The sequence below is a fragment of the Streptomyces antibioticus genome (assembly GCF_002019855.1).
GTDB lineage: Bacteria > Actinomycetota > Actinomycetes > Streptomycetales > Streptomycetaceae > Streptomyces > Streptomyces antibioticus_B.
This window is the reverse complement of the sequence record NZ_CM007717.1, coordinates 4204388-4219783: the sequence shown is the minus strand read 5'-3', so window position 1 is coordinate 4219783 and position 15396 is coordinate 4204388. Positions and strand designations below refer to the sequence as shown.

Sequence of the window (15396 nt, the reverse complement as noted above, 5' to 3'; positions counted from 1 at the left end):
AGCGCGCCGTGTGGCGCGTTCTCTCCCTTGCCGTGGCTGACCGCATTGAGGCGGTCGTAATGCGAACACGGAGTTGACGGGCGCGTGCCGACGAGACTCCGGAAGGTTTCGCTTACGCATGTCCATTTCCAGTTCTGATCACGCCGTCCTGCCCGAGAACACCGACGTCGAGATCACCGAAGCGGTCTCCGAAGAGATCGCTCAGGCCGTCGACAGTGTCGAGGCAGTCGCGGCCGTCGAGACCACCGAGGTCACCGACGCCGCCGACGAGGCCGACGAGGCCGACACCGCCGACACCCTCACCTTCGCCGACCTCGGTCTCCCCGAGGGCGTCGTGCGCAAGCTCGCGCAGAACGGCGTGACCAGCCCCTTCCCGATCCAGGCCGCGACCATCCCGGACGCCCTGGCCGGCAAGGACATCCTCGGCCGCGGCCGCACCGGCTCCGGCAAGACCCTCTCCTTCGGTCTGCCCACCCTGGCCACGCTGGCCGGCGGGCGCACCGAGAAGAAGCGCCCCCGCGCCGTCATCCTCACCCCCACCCGTGAGCTGGCCATGCAGGTGGCGGACGCCCTCCAGCCCTACGGCGACGTCCTCGGCCTGAAGATGAAGGTCGTCTGCGGCGGTACGTCGATGGGCAACCAGATCTACGCCCTGGAGCGTGGCGTCGACATCCTCGTCGCCACCCCGGGCCGGCTGCGCGACATCATCAACCGCGGCGCCTGCTCCCTCGAGGACGTGCAGATCGCGGTCCTCGACGAGGCCGACCAGATGTCCGACCTGGGCTTCCTGCCCGAGGTCACCGAGCTGCTCGACCAGGTCCCGGCCGGCGGTCAGCGGATGCTCTTCTCCGCGACGATGGAGAACGAGATCTCCACGCTGGTCAAGCGCTACCTGAGCAACCCGGTCACGCACGAGGTCGACAGCGCCCAGGGCAACGTCACGACCATGTCGCACCACATCCTGATCGTGAAGCCCAAGGACAAGGCGCCGGTCACCGCCGCGATCGCCTCCCGCAAGGGCCGCACGATCATCTTCGTCCGCACCCAGCTCGGTGCCGACCGCATCGCCGAGCAGCTGCGTGACGCCGGTGTGAAGGCGGACGCGCTGCACGGCGGCATGACCCAGGGTGCGCGTACCCGCACGCTGGCCGACTTCAAGGACGGCTACGTCAACGCGCTCGTCGCGACCGACGTCGCCGCCCGCGGTATCCACGTCGACGGCATCGACCTGGTCCTGAACGTGGACCCGGCCGGTGACCACAAGGACTACCTGCACCGCGCGGGCCGTACGGCCCGCGCCGGCCGCACCGGCACGGTCGTCTCCCTGTCGCTGCCGCACCAGCGCCGTCAGATCTTCCGTCTGATGGAGGACGCGGGCGTCGACGCCGGGCGTCACATCATCCAGGGCGGCGCGGCCTTCGACCCGGAGGTCGCCGAGATCACCGGCGCCCGGTCGATGACCGAGGTCCAGGCCGAGTCCGCGGGCAACGCGGCGCAGCAGGCCGAGCGTGAGGTCTCCCAGCTCACCAAGGAGCTGGAGCGCGCGCAGCGCCGTGCGTCCGAGCTGCGCGAGGAGGCGGACCGTCTGGTCGCCCGGGTCGCCCGCGAGCGCGGTGAGGACCCGGAGGCCGCGGTCGCCGAGGCGCAGGAGCAGGCCGAGGCCGAGGTCAAGGCGGCCGTCGAGGTCTCCGTGCCGGAGCAGCCGGCCGCGCGGGACATCGACCGGACCGTGCGCGAGGAGCGCGCGCCGTCCACGTCGTCGTACGAGCGCCGTGAGCGTCGGGACGACCGCGGTGGCCGTTCCTTCGAGCGTCGTGACGACAACCGGGGCGGTTTCAACCGGGACCGTGACGACCGTGGCGGTCGCTCTTTCGAGCGTCGTGACGACAACCGGGGTGGCTTCAACCGGGACCGTGACGACCGTGGTGGTCGTTCGTTCAACCGTGACCGTGACGACCGCGGTGGCCGCTCTTTCGAGCGTCGTGACGACAACCGGGGTGGCTTCAACCGGGACCGTGACGACCGTGGTGGTCGTTCGTTCAACCGTGACCGTGACGACCGTGGCGGCCGCTCTTTCGAGCGTCGTGACGACAACCGGGGTGGCTTCAACCGGGACCGTGACGACCGTGGTGGCCGTTCGTTCAACCGTGACCGCGACGACCGCGGCGGTCGCTCCTTCGAGCGTCGTGACGACAACCGCGGCGGCGGGCGTTCCTTCGAGCGCCGGGACGACAACCGGGGCGGTTTCCGCCGCGACGACCGCACCGGTCACCGGGGCAGCGACCGTCCGTTCAACCGCGAGCGCCGCGACGACCGTCCGGGCTTCCGCTCCGGCGGCCACGACCGCCCGTACGGCCGTCGTGACGACCACCGCGGTGGCACCGGCTCCTCCTCGTTCGGCCGCCGTGACGACAAGCCGCGCTGGAAGCGCAACGGCTGATCCCACGGCCGGCACCGGATGCCGGCACTGATCCGACGCCGTGGCCCCCACCGAATCTCCGGTGGGGGCCACGGCGTTTCCGCGTCCGCCCACGCGTGGGTCGTACACACACGTGTGTCGTACCCGCGCCGTGGGAATTGCTGGGTGCATGACAGATGACGCCACCGGAAGCGGGCTCTCGGACGAAGAGCGGCTGGCCCAGCTCGGCTACACCCAGGTCCTCGCCCGGCGCATGTCGGCCTTCTCCAACTACGCGGTCTCCTTCACGATCATCTCGGTCCTGTCCGGCTGTCTGACGCTGTACCTGTTCGGCATGAACACCGGCGGCCCCGCGGTGATCATGTGGGGCTGGGTCGCCGTCGGCCTGATGACCCTGTTCGTCGGCCTCTCCATGGCCGAGATCTGTTCGGCCTACCCGACCTCCGCGGGCCTGTACTTCTGGGCCCACCGCCTCGCGCCGCCCCGCTCGGCCGCCGCCTGGGCCTGGTTCACGGGCTGGTTCAACGTGCTCGGCCAGGTGGCGGTGACCGCCGGCATCGACTTCGGCGCCGCGTCCTTCCTCGGCGCGTACCTGAACCTCCAGTTCGACTTCACCGTCACCCCGGGCCGCACGATCCTGCTGTTCGCGGCGATCCTGCTGCTGCACGGGCTGCTGAACACCTTCGGCGTGCGGATCGTCGCCCTGCTCAACAGCGTGAGCGTGTGGTGGCACGTGCTGGGCGTCGGCGTCATCGTCGGCGCGCTCGCCTTCGTCCCCGACCGGCACCAGTCCGCGTCCTTCGTCTTCGGCGAGTTCGTCAACAACACGGGCTGGGGCAGCGGGATCTACGTCGTCCTGCTGGGCCTGCTGATGGCCCAGTACACCTTCACCGGCTACGACGCCTCCGCCCATATGACGGAGGAGACCCACGACGCGTCGACGGCGGGCCCCAAGGGCATCGTGCGGTCGATCTGGACCTCGTGGATCGCCGGGTTCGTGCTGCTCCTCGGCTTCACCTTCGCCATCCAGTCCTACCAGGGCGCCCTGGACTCCCCGACCGGCGCGCCGCCCGCCCAGATCCTGCTGGACGCGCTGGGCGTGACCGCGGGCAAGCTGCTCCTCCTGGTGGTGATCGGGGCCCAGTTGTTCTGCGGCATGGCGTCCGTGACCGCCAACAGCCGCATGATCTACGCCTTCTCGCGGGACGGCGCCCTGCCCTGGTCGCACATCTGGCACACCGTCAGCCCACGCACCCGTACCCCCGTCGCGGCCGTCTGGCTGGCGGCGGGCGGCGCGTTGGTCCTCGGCCTGCCCTACCTGATCAATGTGACCGCGTACGCGGCCGTCACCTCCATCGCCGTGATCGGCCTCTACATCGCCTACGTCGTCCCGACGCTGCTGCGGCTGCGCAAGGGGGAGGAGTTCGAGCGCGGGCCCTGGCACCTCGGCCGCTGGTCCCGCACGATCGGCGTGGTGTCGGTGGTGTGGGTGGCGGTGATCACCGTGCTGTTCATGCTGCCCCAGGTCTCCCCGGTGACCTGGGAGACCTTCAACTACGCCCCGGTCGCCGTCCTCGTCGTCCTGGGCTTCGCGGGGCTGTGGTGGGTGCTGTCGGCCCGCGAGTGGTTCCTCGACCCCTCCCACGAACGGACCATCGCCCGGGAGTCGGCACGCGCCGCGACGGTGCCGGAACCGGCGGATCCGTGACCGTTCCTCACCATGTGGCGTACCGCGGCGCGGCCGTGTCCCCGATACCCGATCGGAGAGACGGCCACGTCCGGCTATGCTCGGGGAGGCAACTTTCGCCTGGGCCCTTAGCTCAATTGGCAGAGCAGTGGACTTTTAATCCATTGGTTGTGGGTTCGAGTCCCACAGGGCCTACGGTGCGGGTGGCGGGGGTAACCCCTCTGACCTGCTGTGCAGCGTCCGGGTCGGCTTCGGTCGGCTCGGACGCTGACTCGTTTTCGGCGCTGTGCGTGAGTGATGCGTGAGGGGACGCTCCGCCTGTAGAGCCTTCGGCCTGCTCATGCCGACAGATCGAACTGCTTGAGCCAATCCGGATCGGCGTCGCCGACCGTCGCGACTAGGCCGCCGCAGAGCATCACCATGTACAGGGTGAAGTTGATCGGGTCGCCCCCGTAGTGCTCGATCGCCTCGTTGAGCGTCACATTCGGCGCGTCCGGGTGACCGATGAATCCTGCTGCTTGGACGAGATCATCGTGCTTGATTCCCAGGCTGTCTGAGACCCACCTGACGGCGTCGCGCGCCTGCTCCTCGGTGATCTGCTCCCGCGCTGAGACGAGCCAGCCCATCAGGATCGCCCAGACCGCGGTGGGATCTGAAGGATGCTCACCCTCAATGAACGACCCCCCCGGTCCCTTGGAAGGGTTGTCCATCCACGTTGCTATGTCTGCGCGCAGGCGCTTCGCGGTCCGGGCACGGGAGATCTCAGAGAGGTCCGGCCTGACATCGCGCTCCGCCTTAGCGGCTCGTGCGCTTCGGCGGCGCTGGCTGTTTCGTCCCATGGACCGAGCATGACGCCCGTGCCCGCCTGAGGGAGTGGAAATGGCCCAGAACATGGACGCGGCGGCTCCAGCCGGCCGTCTGTGGCCCGTCCCGCCTCGTGCCCGTGAGGACCGGTTCGGTCTTCACGGGGCATGCGGTCGGCATGAGTGACGACAACGTGATCCCCCGTGCCGAATGCATCGCCGCCGCCCGCGCCGTCCTTGACCGGGCCCGAGCCCGCCGCGCCGCCGATCGTGCCGCCGGCCGGCTGTCTCCCGAGCACGAGCTGATCTGCCGCCGCCTCGAAGCCGAGCAGCGCGAGCGAGAGGCCGTCCGCGCCAACGCGACACGCGAGGCCGCCCGGATCTGGCGTCATGGCATGGACGCCATGGACCGCATGAGTGTCGCGGACGCCGCCCGCGCCTGCTACGAGTCCGGCGGACCGTCGCTCGCCGACCTCGAACAGCGCATACGCGACGACCGTGCCGCCCGCACCATCCTGCCCCGCACTACCGCGCCCCAACAGCGCGGTGACGAAATCGAACAACTATCCGATGGTGTCGCCGATGAGCACCCGCACCTGTGACCACCATGAACCCCGCCTGCAATCAGCGGCGATACGGCGAGCCGCGGATACGAAATCCGCAGGAACACGTCCGCCACCATGCCGCTCGACGTCATCCGCCCCGACGGGGCCGTGCTCATCCCCTCCGCGGTGGCGCGCGACGGGCTGCGTGCCCTCGCCCATGACCTCCTGGCTCGCGTGCGTGCCAACGGGGCGAAGTGACCCCCGAAATCCGGCGGCTCCTGTACGCGCTACAGGTGGCGCACAGCGCGAACTGTTCGGCTTCGCCAAGCTCTGTGCCGAGGCGGCCCGCCGCAAGGCCGGCCGTGCAACGTACCCGAGCATGACCGGCCTCGGCGCCCCCACCGTGCCGGGGCATGCTCATTCCCCACCGATCCGAGGTACTGCGGGGGATCCTCACATTTACGCCAAGCTGCGGATTGCGCGCAATCTCGCGCAATCGCCCAGCGCGGTCCGGCTATCCGCAGCCTTCTGGGAGCCCAACCGCAGCAAGACTGAGGAGGCAGGCAATGGCCCGACGGCTCCGTATGCTCGGTACGACCAGCGAGGAAGGCAAGTGCCCCACGCTGTATGAGGACATCGACACCGGCGACATCATCGTGCAGGGCTACACCGTCACCGACCCGACGACGTTGCCCAACTTCAGAACGTCCTCGACGGTGAATCGTTCGTCGTCGTGCCTCGCGATCTGCTCACCCGGTTCGCTCCCAAGGAGTAGACGACGTGCCCGAGTTCATCGACGACGCGACGTTCGGCACCTACTTCGAGACGTTCGAGCACACCGCATGGAGACTGGAGACCCGCCGCGGCTACGCCTCCGACCGGGAAGGCCCCAACTGGGCACGCTGGCAGGCCGGCGAGGACGTCAGCCACGACGCCCCCCGCGCATGGAGCGAGAACGTGCGACGGCAGACCGCAGCCGGGAAGAGGTTCGAGCGCATCCGCATCGTCGACGACCCGCCCACAGAGGGGCAGCGATTCCTCTTGGCACGTGCGACGAACAATGAGGCGTCGGGCGAGGACATCCGCCACCTGTGGCGTGCTGACGCCGGACGCCTCCGACTGCCCGCGGTCGACTTCTGGCTCTTCGACGACCGGCGCGCCCTGATTCTCCACTTCGATGACGCAGATGAGTACCTCGGCGCCGAACTCGTCGAAGACCCCGCGAAGATCGCGGAGTTCTGCCGAATCCGAGACGCCTCCTGGCCTCGCGCGATCCGGCGCAGGGACCTCGCGGGGCAGGTAGCTTCGAGGGCGTGAGCACCGACTTCCAACAGGCCCGCGAAGCCCTCGGTGCGCGGCTGCGAGAGCTGCGCACCGAGGCAGGGCTGAACGGAAAGGACTTTGCCGCCCGGATCGGCTGGCAGCGGTCCAAGGTCTCACGGCTGGAGAACGGCAAACAGACCGCCACGGCAGCCGACGTCGAGGCATGGGCGCAGGCGGCCGGCGTCTCGGAGACCGCCACCGAGCTGAAAGGCCGCGTGCGCGGTCTGGAAACCACGCACCGAAGCTGGAAGCGCCAACTCTCGGCAGGCCACCGTGCCGTACAGGAGAACCACGGCGTTCAGGAGGCTCAGGCCGAAGTCATCCATCTCTTCGAGTCCGGGATCATTCCCGGCGTGTTCCAGACGCCCGAGTACGCCCGTGGTGTGCTCACGGACGTTGCTGACCGCCTCGGTACCCCACGGGACATCGAGGAAGGCGTACGGGCTCGTATGCGTCGCCAGGAGGCTCTGTACCAGCCTGGCCACCGCTTCCACGCCCTGTTGTGGGAAGGCGCCTTGCACGTCGTACGGTGCGCTCCTACGGCCATGGCCGCGCAACTCGACCGCCTCAGTTCCGTGATCGGCCTCGACACCGTGACGCTCGGCATCATCCCGTTCGGTGTCCGTACGCCGTTCTCGCCTAAGCACGGTTTTTGGATCATTGACGACCGGCTGGTCGTCGCCGACATGTGGAACGCGGAACTGTGGCTGGACACCGCCGACGATGTCGCGGTCTATCGGAAGACGTGGGAACTCCTGAGTGCGTCGGCCGTCTTCGATCACAAGGCGCACCGCCTGATCATGCGTGCACGGGCCTCCCTCGACCTCACGTGAGCAACGTGCCCCAACGCCGGTAGGCACACGCGCAATCGTGAGCAACCGGCGCCCAGCCGTGCAATCACCTTGCCTACCTTGCCCGACATGACCACACGGACACCCGTACCGAGCCCTCAGAACGTTCCGTGGTCGCCTCAGGAAAAGGAGGCGTACCGCGACTTGGTGATGCACGTCAGCCGTACGGAGAAGAGCCCGCCGTGCCCCGACTGCAACAGCCCGGAACGCACTTGTGAGACCGGCAGACGGTTGCGCCAAGCCCTGCGGGACGCCACCCGTGCCCGCAGGGGCGCTGGTCTGTGACCGAGTCGGGGCGCGCGTACCTTCCGTCGCTCGGGCGGCACCGCATCGAGCAGTCGCACGGCATGACCTGCGCACTGTGCGGGCAACCGGCGCCCCCTGAGGATGCTGGAAGCCCGGCCTGTGCAGCCACCCGGCTCGAAGTCGCCTCGCCCGCCGACGCCACCGGAGGCGCCTCATGACCGCGCCTGCACCGCCCGTGCCCTACATCGCAGCGTGGTCCGCGGAGCAGACCACCCAGCGGCGCATCATGTGCCGGACCGACGGCATCGCGTACGTCGACGAACAGCCCGATGACCGCGACCAGCACGGAGTTCTGTGGAACGGCCGCACCCGAGCCCGCGGAATGGGCCGCCCACGGTTCGGCGAAGTGCACCCGGGCAGACAGCGCGAGGCCATGGCGCATCTGCTGTGCCAGGTGTGCGGCGCGCCGGCCGACCGTGACGACCGCGGGACCCTGTGGCTGTTGGAGGACAGCAGAGCCGATTGGTCCGGCTGGCCCGACGCGCTGATGACCACACATCCCCCGGTATGCCTGCCGTGCGCGCGACAGGCCGGTGCCCTGTGCCCTCACCTGCGCGGTCGGTGCGTCGCCGTCCGGGTTCGCGAGAGTGACCCGTGCGCCGTGTTCGGCCGCCTGTGGGCGCCGACCGCGCTGGGAACTCCGCAGCGCCTCGACAAGGGCGTGGTCCCCTACGGAACCCCCGCTGCTCGGTGGGTGACGGCCGGACAGCTCATCCGGTCACTGCACGGCTGCACGTTCGTCGACCTCGACGACGCCCGGTAGCGCTGCCCGCGCCCACGCCGACGGGGGCGGGCAGCAGGCCACGAAGCGGTCCTGCATGGGGCTGGCCTCCTTGATCAGAAAGGGTTCGGATCAAGGGGGCGTCCGATGTTGCGAGCATCGGGTGGCGCCGTCGTCGTGTCGGTGGCGAGGTGGTCACGGGTCACATGAGTGGTCACGGACGCGCTGTAGAGGGCCGACACAGGCCGGTACATGGTGTGGGGCTCTAGCCTGCTGACCTGCGTGGGAAGCAAGAGCCGTCATCAGGCACCATTCGGCGGTACGTCTGTACCTGAACTTCTCATCCACTGGTTGTGGGTTCGAGTCCCACAGGGCCTACTCGCGCGGGCGGGGGGAAACCCCTTCTGACCTGCGATGCGGCGCCCGGTTCGGCTTCGGTCGAGCCGGGCGCCGCGGGGTTTTCGGGGCAGTGCGTCGGCGGATGCCGGGAGCGGCGACCAGGCCCCTGCCGTGCATGAGCGGGCAAAGCGGTTCATGTGGTTTGTACGGTGCATAGCGTGAGCATCCGGTTCGAACCCACCCGTACGGTGTCCGCGCGCCGCAGGGTCGCCCTGTTCCTGCTCGGTGCCCTGGTCTGGATCGCGGCGGGGGCCCTCGCGGTCGTCCTCCTCGGGCACAGCTACATCCTGCGCCATCTGCTGATCGCCGTCGTCGTCTCGTGGGCCGTCTTCGGGGTGGCGCTGCTCTGCGGCCGTGCGATGCGGCTCAAGGAGGAGCGCCGTGAGCTTCCTTGACGTCCTGCTCGCGTTCCTCGCCTTCTATCCCGTGGTGACGGGCGCCGCGTGGATGGTGGGCGGCATCCTCTTCCGCGTCCTGGAGGAACGGCGGGCCGTCGTGGTCCCGGAGGGCGGCTGGCCCGGCGTGACCGTCCTGGTCCCGGCCTACAACGAGGAGCCGGTGATCGCCCACTGTGTCGAGGCGCTCAGAAAGGTGGACTACCCCCACCTGGAGATCCTGATCCTCAACGACGGTTCCGGCGACGGCACGGTGGCCGCCGCGCGCGCCGCGGCCGGTGACGATCCCCGGGTCACGGTGCTCGACGACGGCGTGAACATGGGCAAGGCCGACCGTCTGAACGACGGCTTCCGCCGGGCGCGGCACGACCTCGTCCTCGTCACCGACGCCGACACCCATCTGCACCCGGACGCGGTGCGTCACCTCGCCGCCCGGATCTGCCGCTCGCCCCGGTACGCGGCCGTCGCGGGCAGCCCGCGCGTCACCAACCGGCGCGAGGTCATCACGGCCATGCAGATGCTGGAATCGGCGTCGCTCATCGGCCTGATGCGCCGTACGCACGCGCTGGCCGGCAAGGTCGGGACCGTGGCCGGCGTCCTCGGGCTGTTCCGGCGCGACGCCGTCCTCGGCGTCGGCGGCTACGACCCCAGGATGGCCACCGAGGACATCGAACTCACCTGGCGGCTCCTCGAAGCCGGCCATCTGACCGCCTTCGAACCGCACGCCCTGGTCGGCATGCAGGTACCGCAGTCCGTCCGCGGCATCTGGGCCCAGCGCACCCGCTGGGCGCGCGGCCAGGGCGAGGTGCTGCGCACCCACGCCCGCACCGTCGTCCGCCCGCGCCAGTTCACCCTGTGGCCCATCGCGGCGGAGGCCCTGCTCTCCTACGTCTGGGTGGTCACGATGCTGGTCGCCACCGTGTGGGGTGTCGTCCACTGGATCGGCCACCCCGGAGACACCAAGTTCCGCTGGATGATCGCGTGGGGCGTCGGCATCGCCGTCGTCGCGGTGCTCCAGATCGGCATCGCCGTCGCCGTCGAACTCCGCCTGGACCCCAGACTCCCGTACGCCTGCCTGCTCCTGCCGGTCTACCCCCTGGCCTACTGGACCATCAACGCCCTGGCCGCGATCACCGCCCAGACGAGCGGGCTGCTGCGGGGCCCGCGGAAGAAGCGTGTGGTGTGGGATCTGCCGCGCAGTTCGGCCTGAACCCCGGCGGCCACGGGGCGGCGCCTGTGACCACCCGTCACCTAGGCTGGGGTCTTTGTTCCCATAACCCGAACATCCCGGTGAGGTGAGACCCGATGTGGCCCCGAGTCGACGGTATGCGTGCGCTGGAGCTGGGCAGCCCGGGCGAGATGCGCGGCCGGCTGAACGCGTTGGTCCTGTCCGGCCGTAAGCGCGCCACCACCGGGCGGCTCGCGGAGTACGCGGAGGAGGGCGAGGAGCTGGAGCACGTCGGTGAGCGCCTCGCGCTCCTGGACACCGAGGGGCGTTCCGTCGCCACCGTCGAGATCACCGGGGTGGAGCGGACCACCTTCGGCGAGGTGACGTGGGAGCACGCGGCGGCCGAGGGGGAGGGGGACGCGGACCTCGCGGAGTGGCGGGCGGGGCACAGCCGGTTCTGGGCCGCCGCGGGCACACCGGTCGAGGACGGCACCCCGCTGGTCTGCCTGACGTTCCGGCTGGTGCCGGGGAACTGAGGGAGGTTCAGCCCGCCGTCAGGTCGGTGAGTTCCGGCAGGGGCAGGGTGTGCTGGGTCTGGAGGACCTTCGCGCGGAGGTAGCGGACGTTGTGCGGGGTGGTGAAGACGCCGGTCGGGACGCGCTCGTGGACCGTGATGCCGAGGTCGCGCAACTGGCCCGCCTTGTCGGGGTTGTTCGACAGCAGGTCCAGGCGGGTGATGCCGAGGGCGCGGAGCATCTGGGCGGCGGCCGTGTAGTCGCGGTCGTCCTCGGGGAGGCCGAGGGCGGCGTTCGCCTCGTAGGTGTCGAGGCCCTGGTCCTGGAGGGCGTACGCGTCGAGCTTGTTGTAGAGGCCGATGCCGCGGCCCTCCTGGCGGAGGTAGAGCAGGACGCCGCCGGTACGGGCGATGCGCTCGACGGCCTCGCGGAGCTGGGGTCCGCAGTCGCAGCGGGCGGAACCGAAGACGTCACCGGTCAGGCACTCGGAGTGCAGCCGGACCAGCGGGACCCCGCCGCCCGCGCCGACCTCGCCGCCCGCGCCGAGGTCTGGCTCGCCGAGGTCCGGCTCGCCGAGGACCACGGCGATGTGTTCCCGGCCGTCGGCCAGACCGTGGAAGGTGACCAGTTCGGCGTCGACGGAGTAGCCGTCCGGGAAGCGGAGCGGTACCCGGACGCGGGCGCGCTGGGTGGCGGCGGGGGTGTCGGGCATGCGGGTCTCCCGGGTCCGGTGGGCCATCGAGGCGGCGTACTGCTTCAGATTTGAAGCAGATCGACGAAACGCGACCCTACCCCATGCTTTAAAGTTGAAGCAACCAGTTCCGGGGCGCCTCAGGCGGTGCCCGAGCAGGGCGACGAGCGTCTGCGCCAGGGCAGTTCCTCCGGCGGCCCGGCGTCCCCGTCGCTCTCCTGGAGCCCGCGCGCGACCTGCGTGAAGATCTCCTCCAGTTGTCCCACCTGCTCCGGGGTGAGCCGGTCGAAGAGGGTGGCCCGGACCGTCTCGACATGGCCGGGCGCCGCGTTCTCCAGGACCGTCATGCCCTCGTCCGTCAGGACGGCGACGCTGCCGCGCTTGTCCCAGGGGCAGTCCTCGCGCCGCACCAGCCCGTCCTTCTCCAGCCGGGTCACCGCGTACGTCAGCCTGCTGCGGGTGATCTTCAGCCGCTCGGCGAGATCGGTCATCCGCAGCCGCCGCTCCGCCGTCTCGGACAGGTGCGCCAGGATGGAGTAGTACAGGTGGGGCATGCCGGCCTCCTGCTGGAGCTGCCGGTCGATCGCGTCCTCCAGGAGGAGATAGCCGGCCATGTACGCGCGCCAGGCGCGCTGCTCCTCGGGCGTGAGCCAGCGGGTCGTCATGCCCCCAGTGTAGGTTTGTTTCAAACTTGAACCAAGATCCCCCGGCCCCGCACCTTCCGTCGTCTCCCAGGAGAACCGCGCCGATGCCGTACCCGTACGTCCTGCTGTCCGCCGCCGTCTCCCTCGACGGCTTCCTGGACGACACCACCTCCGAGCGCCTGCTCCTGTCCAGCCCCGCCGACTTCGACCGGGTCGACGCCGTACGGGCCTCGGTCGACGCGATCCTGATCGGCGCCGGCACCATCCGCGCCGACAACCCCCGGCTGCTGGTGAACTCCCCCGACCGCCGCGCCGCCCGGCTCGCGGAGGGCCGGCCGGAGTACCCCCTCAAGGTCACCGTCAGCGGCTCCGGCGAGCTGGACCCGGAGGCCCGCTTCTGGCACAGCGGCGGCGAGAAAGTCGTCTATACGACGGAGAAGGGCGCGGCACGGGCCCGCGCGCTCGGCATCGCGGCGGACGTCGTCCCCCTCGGCGCCGAGCTGGACTGGCGGCGCCTCCTCACCCATCTGCACGACGAGCGCGGGGTGCGCCGGCTGATGGTCGAGGGCGGTGGCACCGTCCACAGCCAGCTCCTCCAGCAGGGCCTCGCCGACGAACTCCAGCTCGTCCTCGCCCCCCTCTTCGTGGGCGACCCGGACGCGCCCCGGCTCTTCGGCCCCGGCGCCTACCAGGGCGGACGCCTCCGGCTGACCGAGACGCGGCGGATCGAGGACGTCGTCCTCATGCGCTACGAGCCCACCGCCCCCGGCACCGGTGACCTCCCCGCCGCGGCCGACCGGCACTGGCTCGCCCTCGCCTGCGAGCTGGCCACGCAGTGCCCGCCGTCGGACACGGCGTTCAGCGTGGGCGCGGTGGTCGTGGCCGCCGACGGGACCGAGCTGGCCCGCGGCCACTCCCGCGAGGGCGACGACCTCCAGGCGCACGCCGAGGAGGCGGCCCTCGCCAAGCTCGACCCCGCCGACCCGCGGCTGGCCGGCGCCACCGTCTACAGCAGCCTCGAACCCTGCGCCGTCCGCGCCTCCCGGCCCACGCCGTGCGCCCGGCTCGTCCTGGACGCGGGGGTGCGCCGGGTCGTCACGGCCTGGCGGGAGCCGGACACCTTCGTGAAGAACGCGGACGGCAGCGGCCTGCTGGCGGCCCACGGCGTCGACGTCGTCGTCCTCCCGGAGTACGCGGAACGGGCCCAGAAGCCCAACCGGCACCTGCCCGGATAACCGATGTGCTTTCCACCCCCGGGATGGCGTAGAGTGGTGTTCATCGACGCGGGGTGGAGCAGCTCGGTAGCTCGCTGGGCTCATAACCCAGAGGTCGCAGGTTCAAATCCTGTCCCCGCTACTGAAGGCCGAGGGCCGGAATCCGAGAGGGTTCCGGCCCTCGGTGCGTTCCGCGTCCATGTGCGGCTACCACCGGTGACCGGCCGTGCGCTCTGCGCATAACAAGTGAGTCACCATCAAAACGGGGATGACTACTGAACGGTTCCCGGGGTAGGGGCGGCGCCGGTCAACTCGCCCGTTTTTCATCGTTCATGGCCTGAAAGTCCAGGCCAGAAATGTTGTTGATCAAGGGGAACAGCTTGGAATAGCGCCCCCGGGTCTATTAACGTTCGATAACGCAGCGCGGTCGTCCCAGCCGTCACAAGCGACGGCTCCGTGCGCACGCGCCGAATCCCGCAAGGGAACCGGGGAACCACCACCTTGGGGTGAATCGCACGGCAGCCGCCCGTGAACTCGCAGAGTCACGAACGGTATACGCGCGTAGGAGACCTTCCCGCTCCGAACCCGTCAGCTAACCCGGTAGGCGGCGGAAGGAAAGGAGTGCGCCCGCGTGGTGTCCAACCGGCCTGCCCCCGAAGCCCCGTTCGTGCCGAGTCAGCGGTCCGCCGACACCTTCGTCTACGGCGGCGCGCGCACCGACGACGAGGGCCCCTGGGAGGAGTGGAACCCCACCGCGGAGTCCGTCCGCCCGGTCCGGGGCAAGCACCGGGTCGCCAAGCAGCGCGGCGGCGGAGGAGGGTTCGCCCGTAGCTCCACCGTGCTCGGCGTCGGCGTCATCGCCGCCGTCAGCGCCGGCGGGATGGCCAGCGCCAACACAGGCAAGGCCCCGGTCTCCATCTCCATGCCGGACCTGCCGAACGTCGGCTCGCTGATATCCGACGACGAGCCCGCCGAGGACACCGCCCCCACGCTCAGCAGCTTCGGCAGCGTGACCACCCCGCAGGCCGACGACACCGCCCCGCAGAGCGCCGCCGACGCCGGCGAGGCCCTGCGCAGCCGGATCATGGCCCAGGTCGAGTCGCAGCAGACGCAGGTCGAGACGCAGGCCCAGCTCGCCGCCGCGGAAGCCGCGGCCAAGGCCGAGGCCGACGCCGTCGCCAAGGCCGAGAAGGAGGCGGAGACCAAGGCCACCGCCGCCAAGGAGAAGGCCGAGGCGGAGGCCAAGGAGAAGGCCGAGGCCGCGCGCCTCGCCGAGCTGGCCACGCAGTACGCGCTGCCGACCTCCTCGTACACGATCACCTCGACCTTCGGTGAGGCCGGCGCCTACTGGTCCTCCGGCTACCACACCGGCCTGGACTTCGCCGCCCCCACGGGCACGCTGATCAAGGCCGTGCACAGCGGCACGATCACGTCGGCGGGCTGGGACGGCTCGTACGGCTACAAGACCGTGCTCACCCTCGACGACGGCACCGAGATCTGGTACGCCCACCAGTCGTCGATCAGCGTCAGCGTCGGCCAGAAGGTCGCGACCGGCGATGTCATCGGCCGCGTCGGCGCCACCGGCAACGTCACCGGCGCCCACCTCCACCTGGAGGTCCACCCGGGCGGCAGTGCGTCGGGCATCGACCCGGGGGCCTGGCTGCGGAGCAAGGGCCTCAACCCCTGAGGTTTCCCGGCTCGGACTGATCCGCCCG

The 15396-nt window shown here is 70.2% G+C and carries 15 protein-coding genes, 2 tRNA genes, 1 pseudogene and 1 riboswitch; of the genes and pseudogenes, 15 read left to right on the top strand and 3 right to left on the bottom strand.

Annotation, left to right across the window (positions count from 1 at the left end):
- Positions 1 to 118: 118 nt before the first annotated feature.
- The 3 genes from AFM16_RS18950 to AFM16_RS18940 all read left to right on the top strand — a co-directional run bounded on the left by AFM16_RS18950 (position 119) and on the right by AFM16_RS18940 (position 4301).
- Complete coding sequence (locus tag AFM16_RS18950) at positions 119 to 2440, top strand: DEAD/DEAH box helicase (RefSeq protein WP_078634032.1); 2322 nt, start codon at positions 119 to 121, stop codon at positions 2438 to 2440.
- A 148-nt stretch (positions 2441 to 2588) separates the two neighbouring features.
- Positions 2589 to 4127 carry an amino acid permease gene (locus AFM16_RS18945; protein WP_078634031.1) on the top strand — a complete coding sequence of 513 codons (1539 nt, stop codon included), beginning with the start codon at positions 2589 to 2591 and terminating at the stop codon, positions 4125 to 4127.
- Between the two features lie 101 nt (positions 4128 to 4228).
- A tRNA-Lys gene (locus AFM16_RS18940) sits at positions 4229 to 4301 on the top strand.
- A gap of 143 nt (positions 4302 to 4444) precedes the next feature.
- Here AFM16_RS18940 and AFM16_RS18935 read toward each other — a convergent pair.
- Entirely contained in the window at positions 4445 to 4945 is a 501-nt protein-coding gene (locus tag AFM16_RS18935; protein WP_245177735.1) for a hypothetical protein, read from the bottom strand.
- A 143-nt stretch (positions 4946 to 5088) separates the two neighbouring features.
- Between AFM16_RS18935 and AFM16_RS38600 the strand changes: the two genes are divergently transcribed.
- From AFM16_RS38600 to AFM16_RS18890, 9 genes and pseudogenes are all read left to right on the top strand, one after another.
- Complete coding sequence (locus tag AFM16_RS38600; RefSeq protein WP_107419116.1) at positions 5089 to 5511, top strand: hypothetical protein; 423 nt, start codon at positions 5089 to 5091, stop codon at positions 5509 to 5511.
- Positions 5512 to 5589: 78 nt separating this feature from the next.
- Positions 5590 to 5712: a hypothetical protein gene (locus tag AFM16_RS40090; protein ID WP_256861323.1), complete on the top strand. Its 123-nt coding sequence runs from the start codon at positions 5590 to 5592 to the stop codon at positions 5710 to 5712.
- Between the two features lie 308 nt (positions 5713 to 6020).
- Positions 6021 to 6229 (top strand): annotated as a pseudogene (locus AFM16_RS40085) (hypothetical protein).
- A 5-nt stretch (positions 6230 to 6234) separates the two neighbouring features.
- Complete coding sequence (locus AFM16_RS18920) at positions 6235 to 6771, top strand: DUF6879 family protein (RefSeq protein WP_078634029.1); 537 nt, start codon at positions 6235 to 6237, stop codon at positions 6769 to 6771.
- Complete coding sequence (locus tag AFM16_RS18915; protein WP_078634028.1) at positions 6768 to 7610, top strand: helix-turn-helix domain-containing protein; 843 nt, start codon at positions 6768 to 6770, stop codon at positions 7608 to 7610. Before AFM16_RS18920 ends, AFM16_RS18915 begins: the two co-directional genes overlap by 4 nt.
- A 478-nt stretch (positions 7611 to 8088) precedes the next feature.
- Positions 8089 to 8697 carry a hypothetical protein gene (locus AFM16_RS18910; protein ID WP_078634027.1) on the top strand — a complete coding sequence of 203 codons (609 nt, stop codon included), beginning with the start codon at positions 8089 to 8091 and terminating at the stop codon, positions 8695 to 8697.
- Between the two features lie 515 nt (positions 8698 to 9212).
- Positions 9213 to 9449 (top strand): hypothetical protein, encoded by a 237-nt coding sequence (locus AFM16_RS18905; RefSeq protein WP_245177734.1) that lies wholly within the window; start codon positions 9213 to 9215, stop codon positions 9447 to 9449.
- Positions 9436 to 10659, top strand: coding sequence for a glycosyltransferase family 2 protein (locus tag AFM16_RS18900; protein ID WP_245177733.1), 1224 nt, complete (start codon positions 9436 to 9438; stop codon positions 10657 to 10659). The genes AFM16_RS18905 and AFM16_RS18900 overlap by 14 nt, the downstream gene beginning before the upstream one ends.
- Positions 10660 to 10754: 95 nt before the next feature.
- Positions 10755 to 11153, top strand: a complete 399-nt coding sequence (locus AFM16_RS18890) for an ASCH domain-containing protein (protein WP_078634025.1) — start codon at positions 10755 to 10757, stop codon at positions 11151 to 11153.
- Positions 11154 to 11160: 7 nt separating this feature from the next.
- On the opposite strand, the gene AFM16_RS18885 is transcribed toward AFM16_RS18890, so the two are convergent.
- Both AFM16_RS18885 and AFM16_RS18880 read right to left on the bottom strand, forming a co-directional pair.
- Positions 11161 to 11844, bottom strand: coding sequence for a GTP cyclohydrolase II (locus AFM16_RS18885; protein WP_078634024.1), 684 nt, complete (start codon positions 11842 to 11844; stop codon positions 11161 to 11163).
- Between the two features lie 119 nt (positions 11845 to 11963).
- Positions 11964 to 12488, bottom strand: a complete 525-nt coding sequence (locus tag AFM16_RS18880; RefSeq protein WP_030798069.1) for a MarR family winged helix-turn-helix transcriptional regulator — start codon at positions 12486 to 12488, stop codon at positions 11964 to 11966.
- 83 nt (positions 12489 to 12571) lie between these two features.
- Between AFM16_RS18880 and AFM16_RS18875 the strand changes: the two genes are divergently transcribed.
- The 3 genes from AFM16_RS18875 to AFM16_RS18865 all read left to right on the top strand — a co-directional run bounded on the left by AFM16_RS18875 (position 12572) and on the right by AFM16_RS18865 (position 15368).
- A complete protein-coding gene (locus AFM16_RS18875) occupies positions 12572 to 13702 on the top strand; it encodes a dihydrofolate reductase family protein (protein ID WP_078634023.1) in 1131 nt (376 codons plus the stop codon).
- A gap of 47 nt (positions 13703 to 13749) precedes the next feature.
- Positions 13750 to 13823 (top strand) — tRNA-Met (locus tag AFM16_RS18870).
- 313 nt (positions 13824 to 14136) lie between these two features.
- A riboswitch (cyclic di-AMP (ydaO/yuaA leader) is annotated at positions 14137 to 14303 on the top strand.
- A 9-nt stretch (positions 14304 to 14312) separates the two neighbouring features.
- Positions 14313 to 15368, top strand: coding sequence for a M23 family metallopeptidase (locus AFM16_RS18865; protein ID WP_078634022.1), 1056 nt, complete (start codon positions 14313 to 14315; stop codon positions 15366 to 15368).
- The last annotated feature ends 28 nt before the right edge of the window (positions 15369 to 15396 follow it).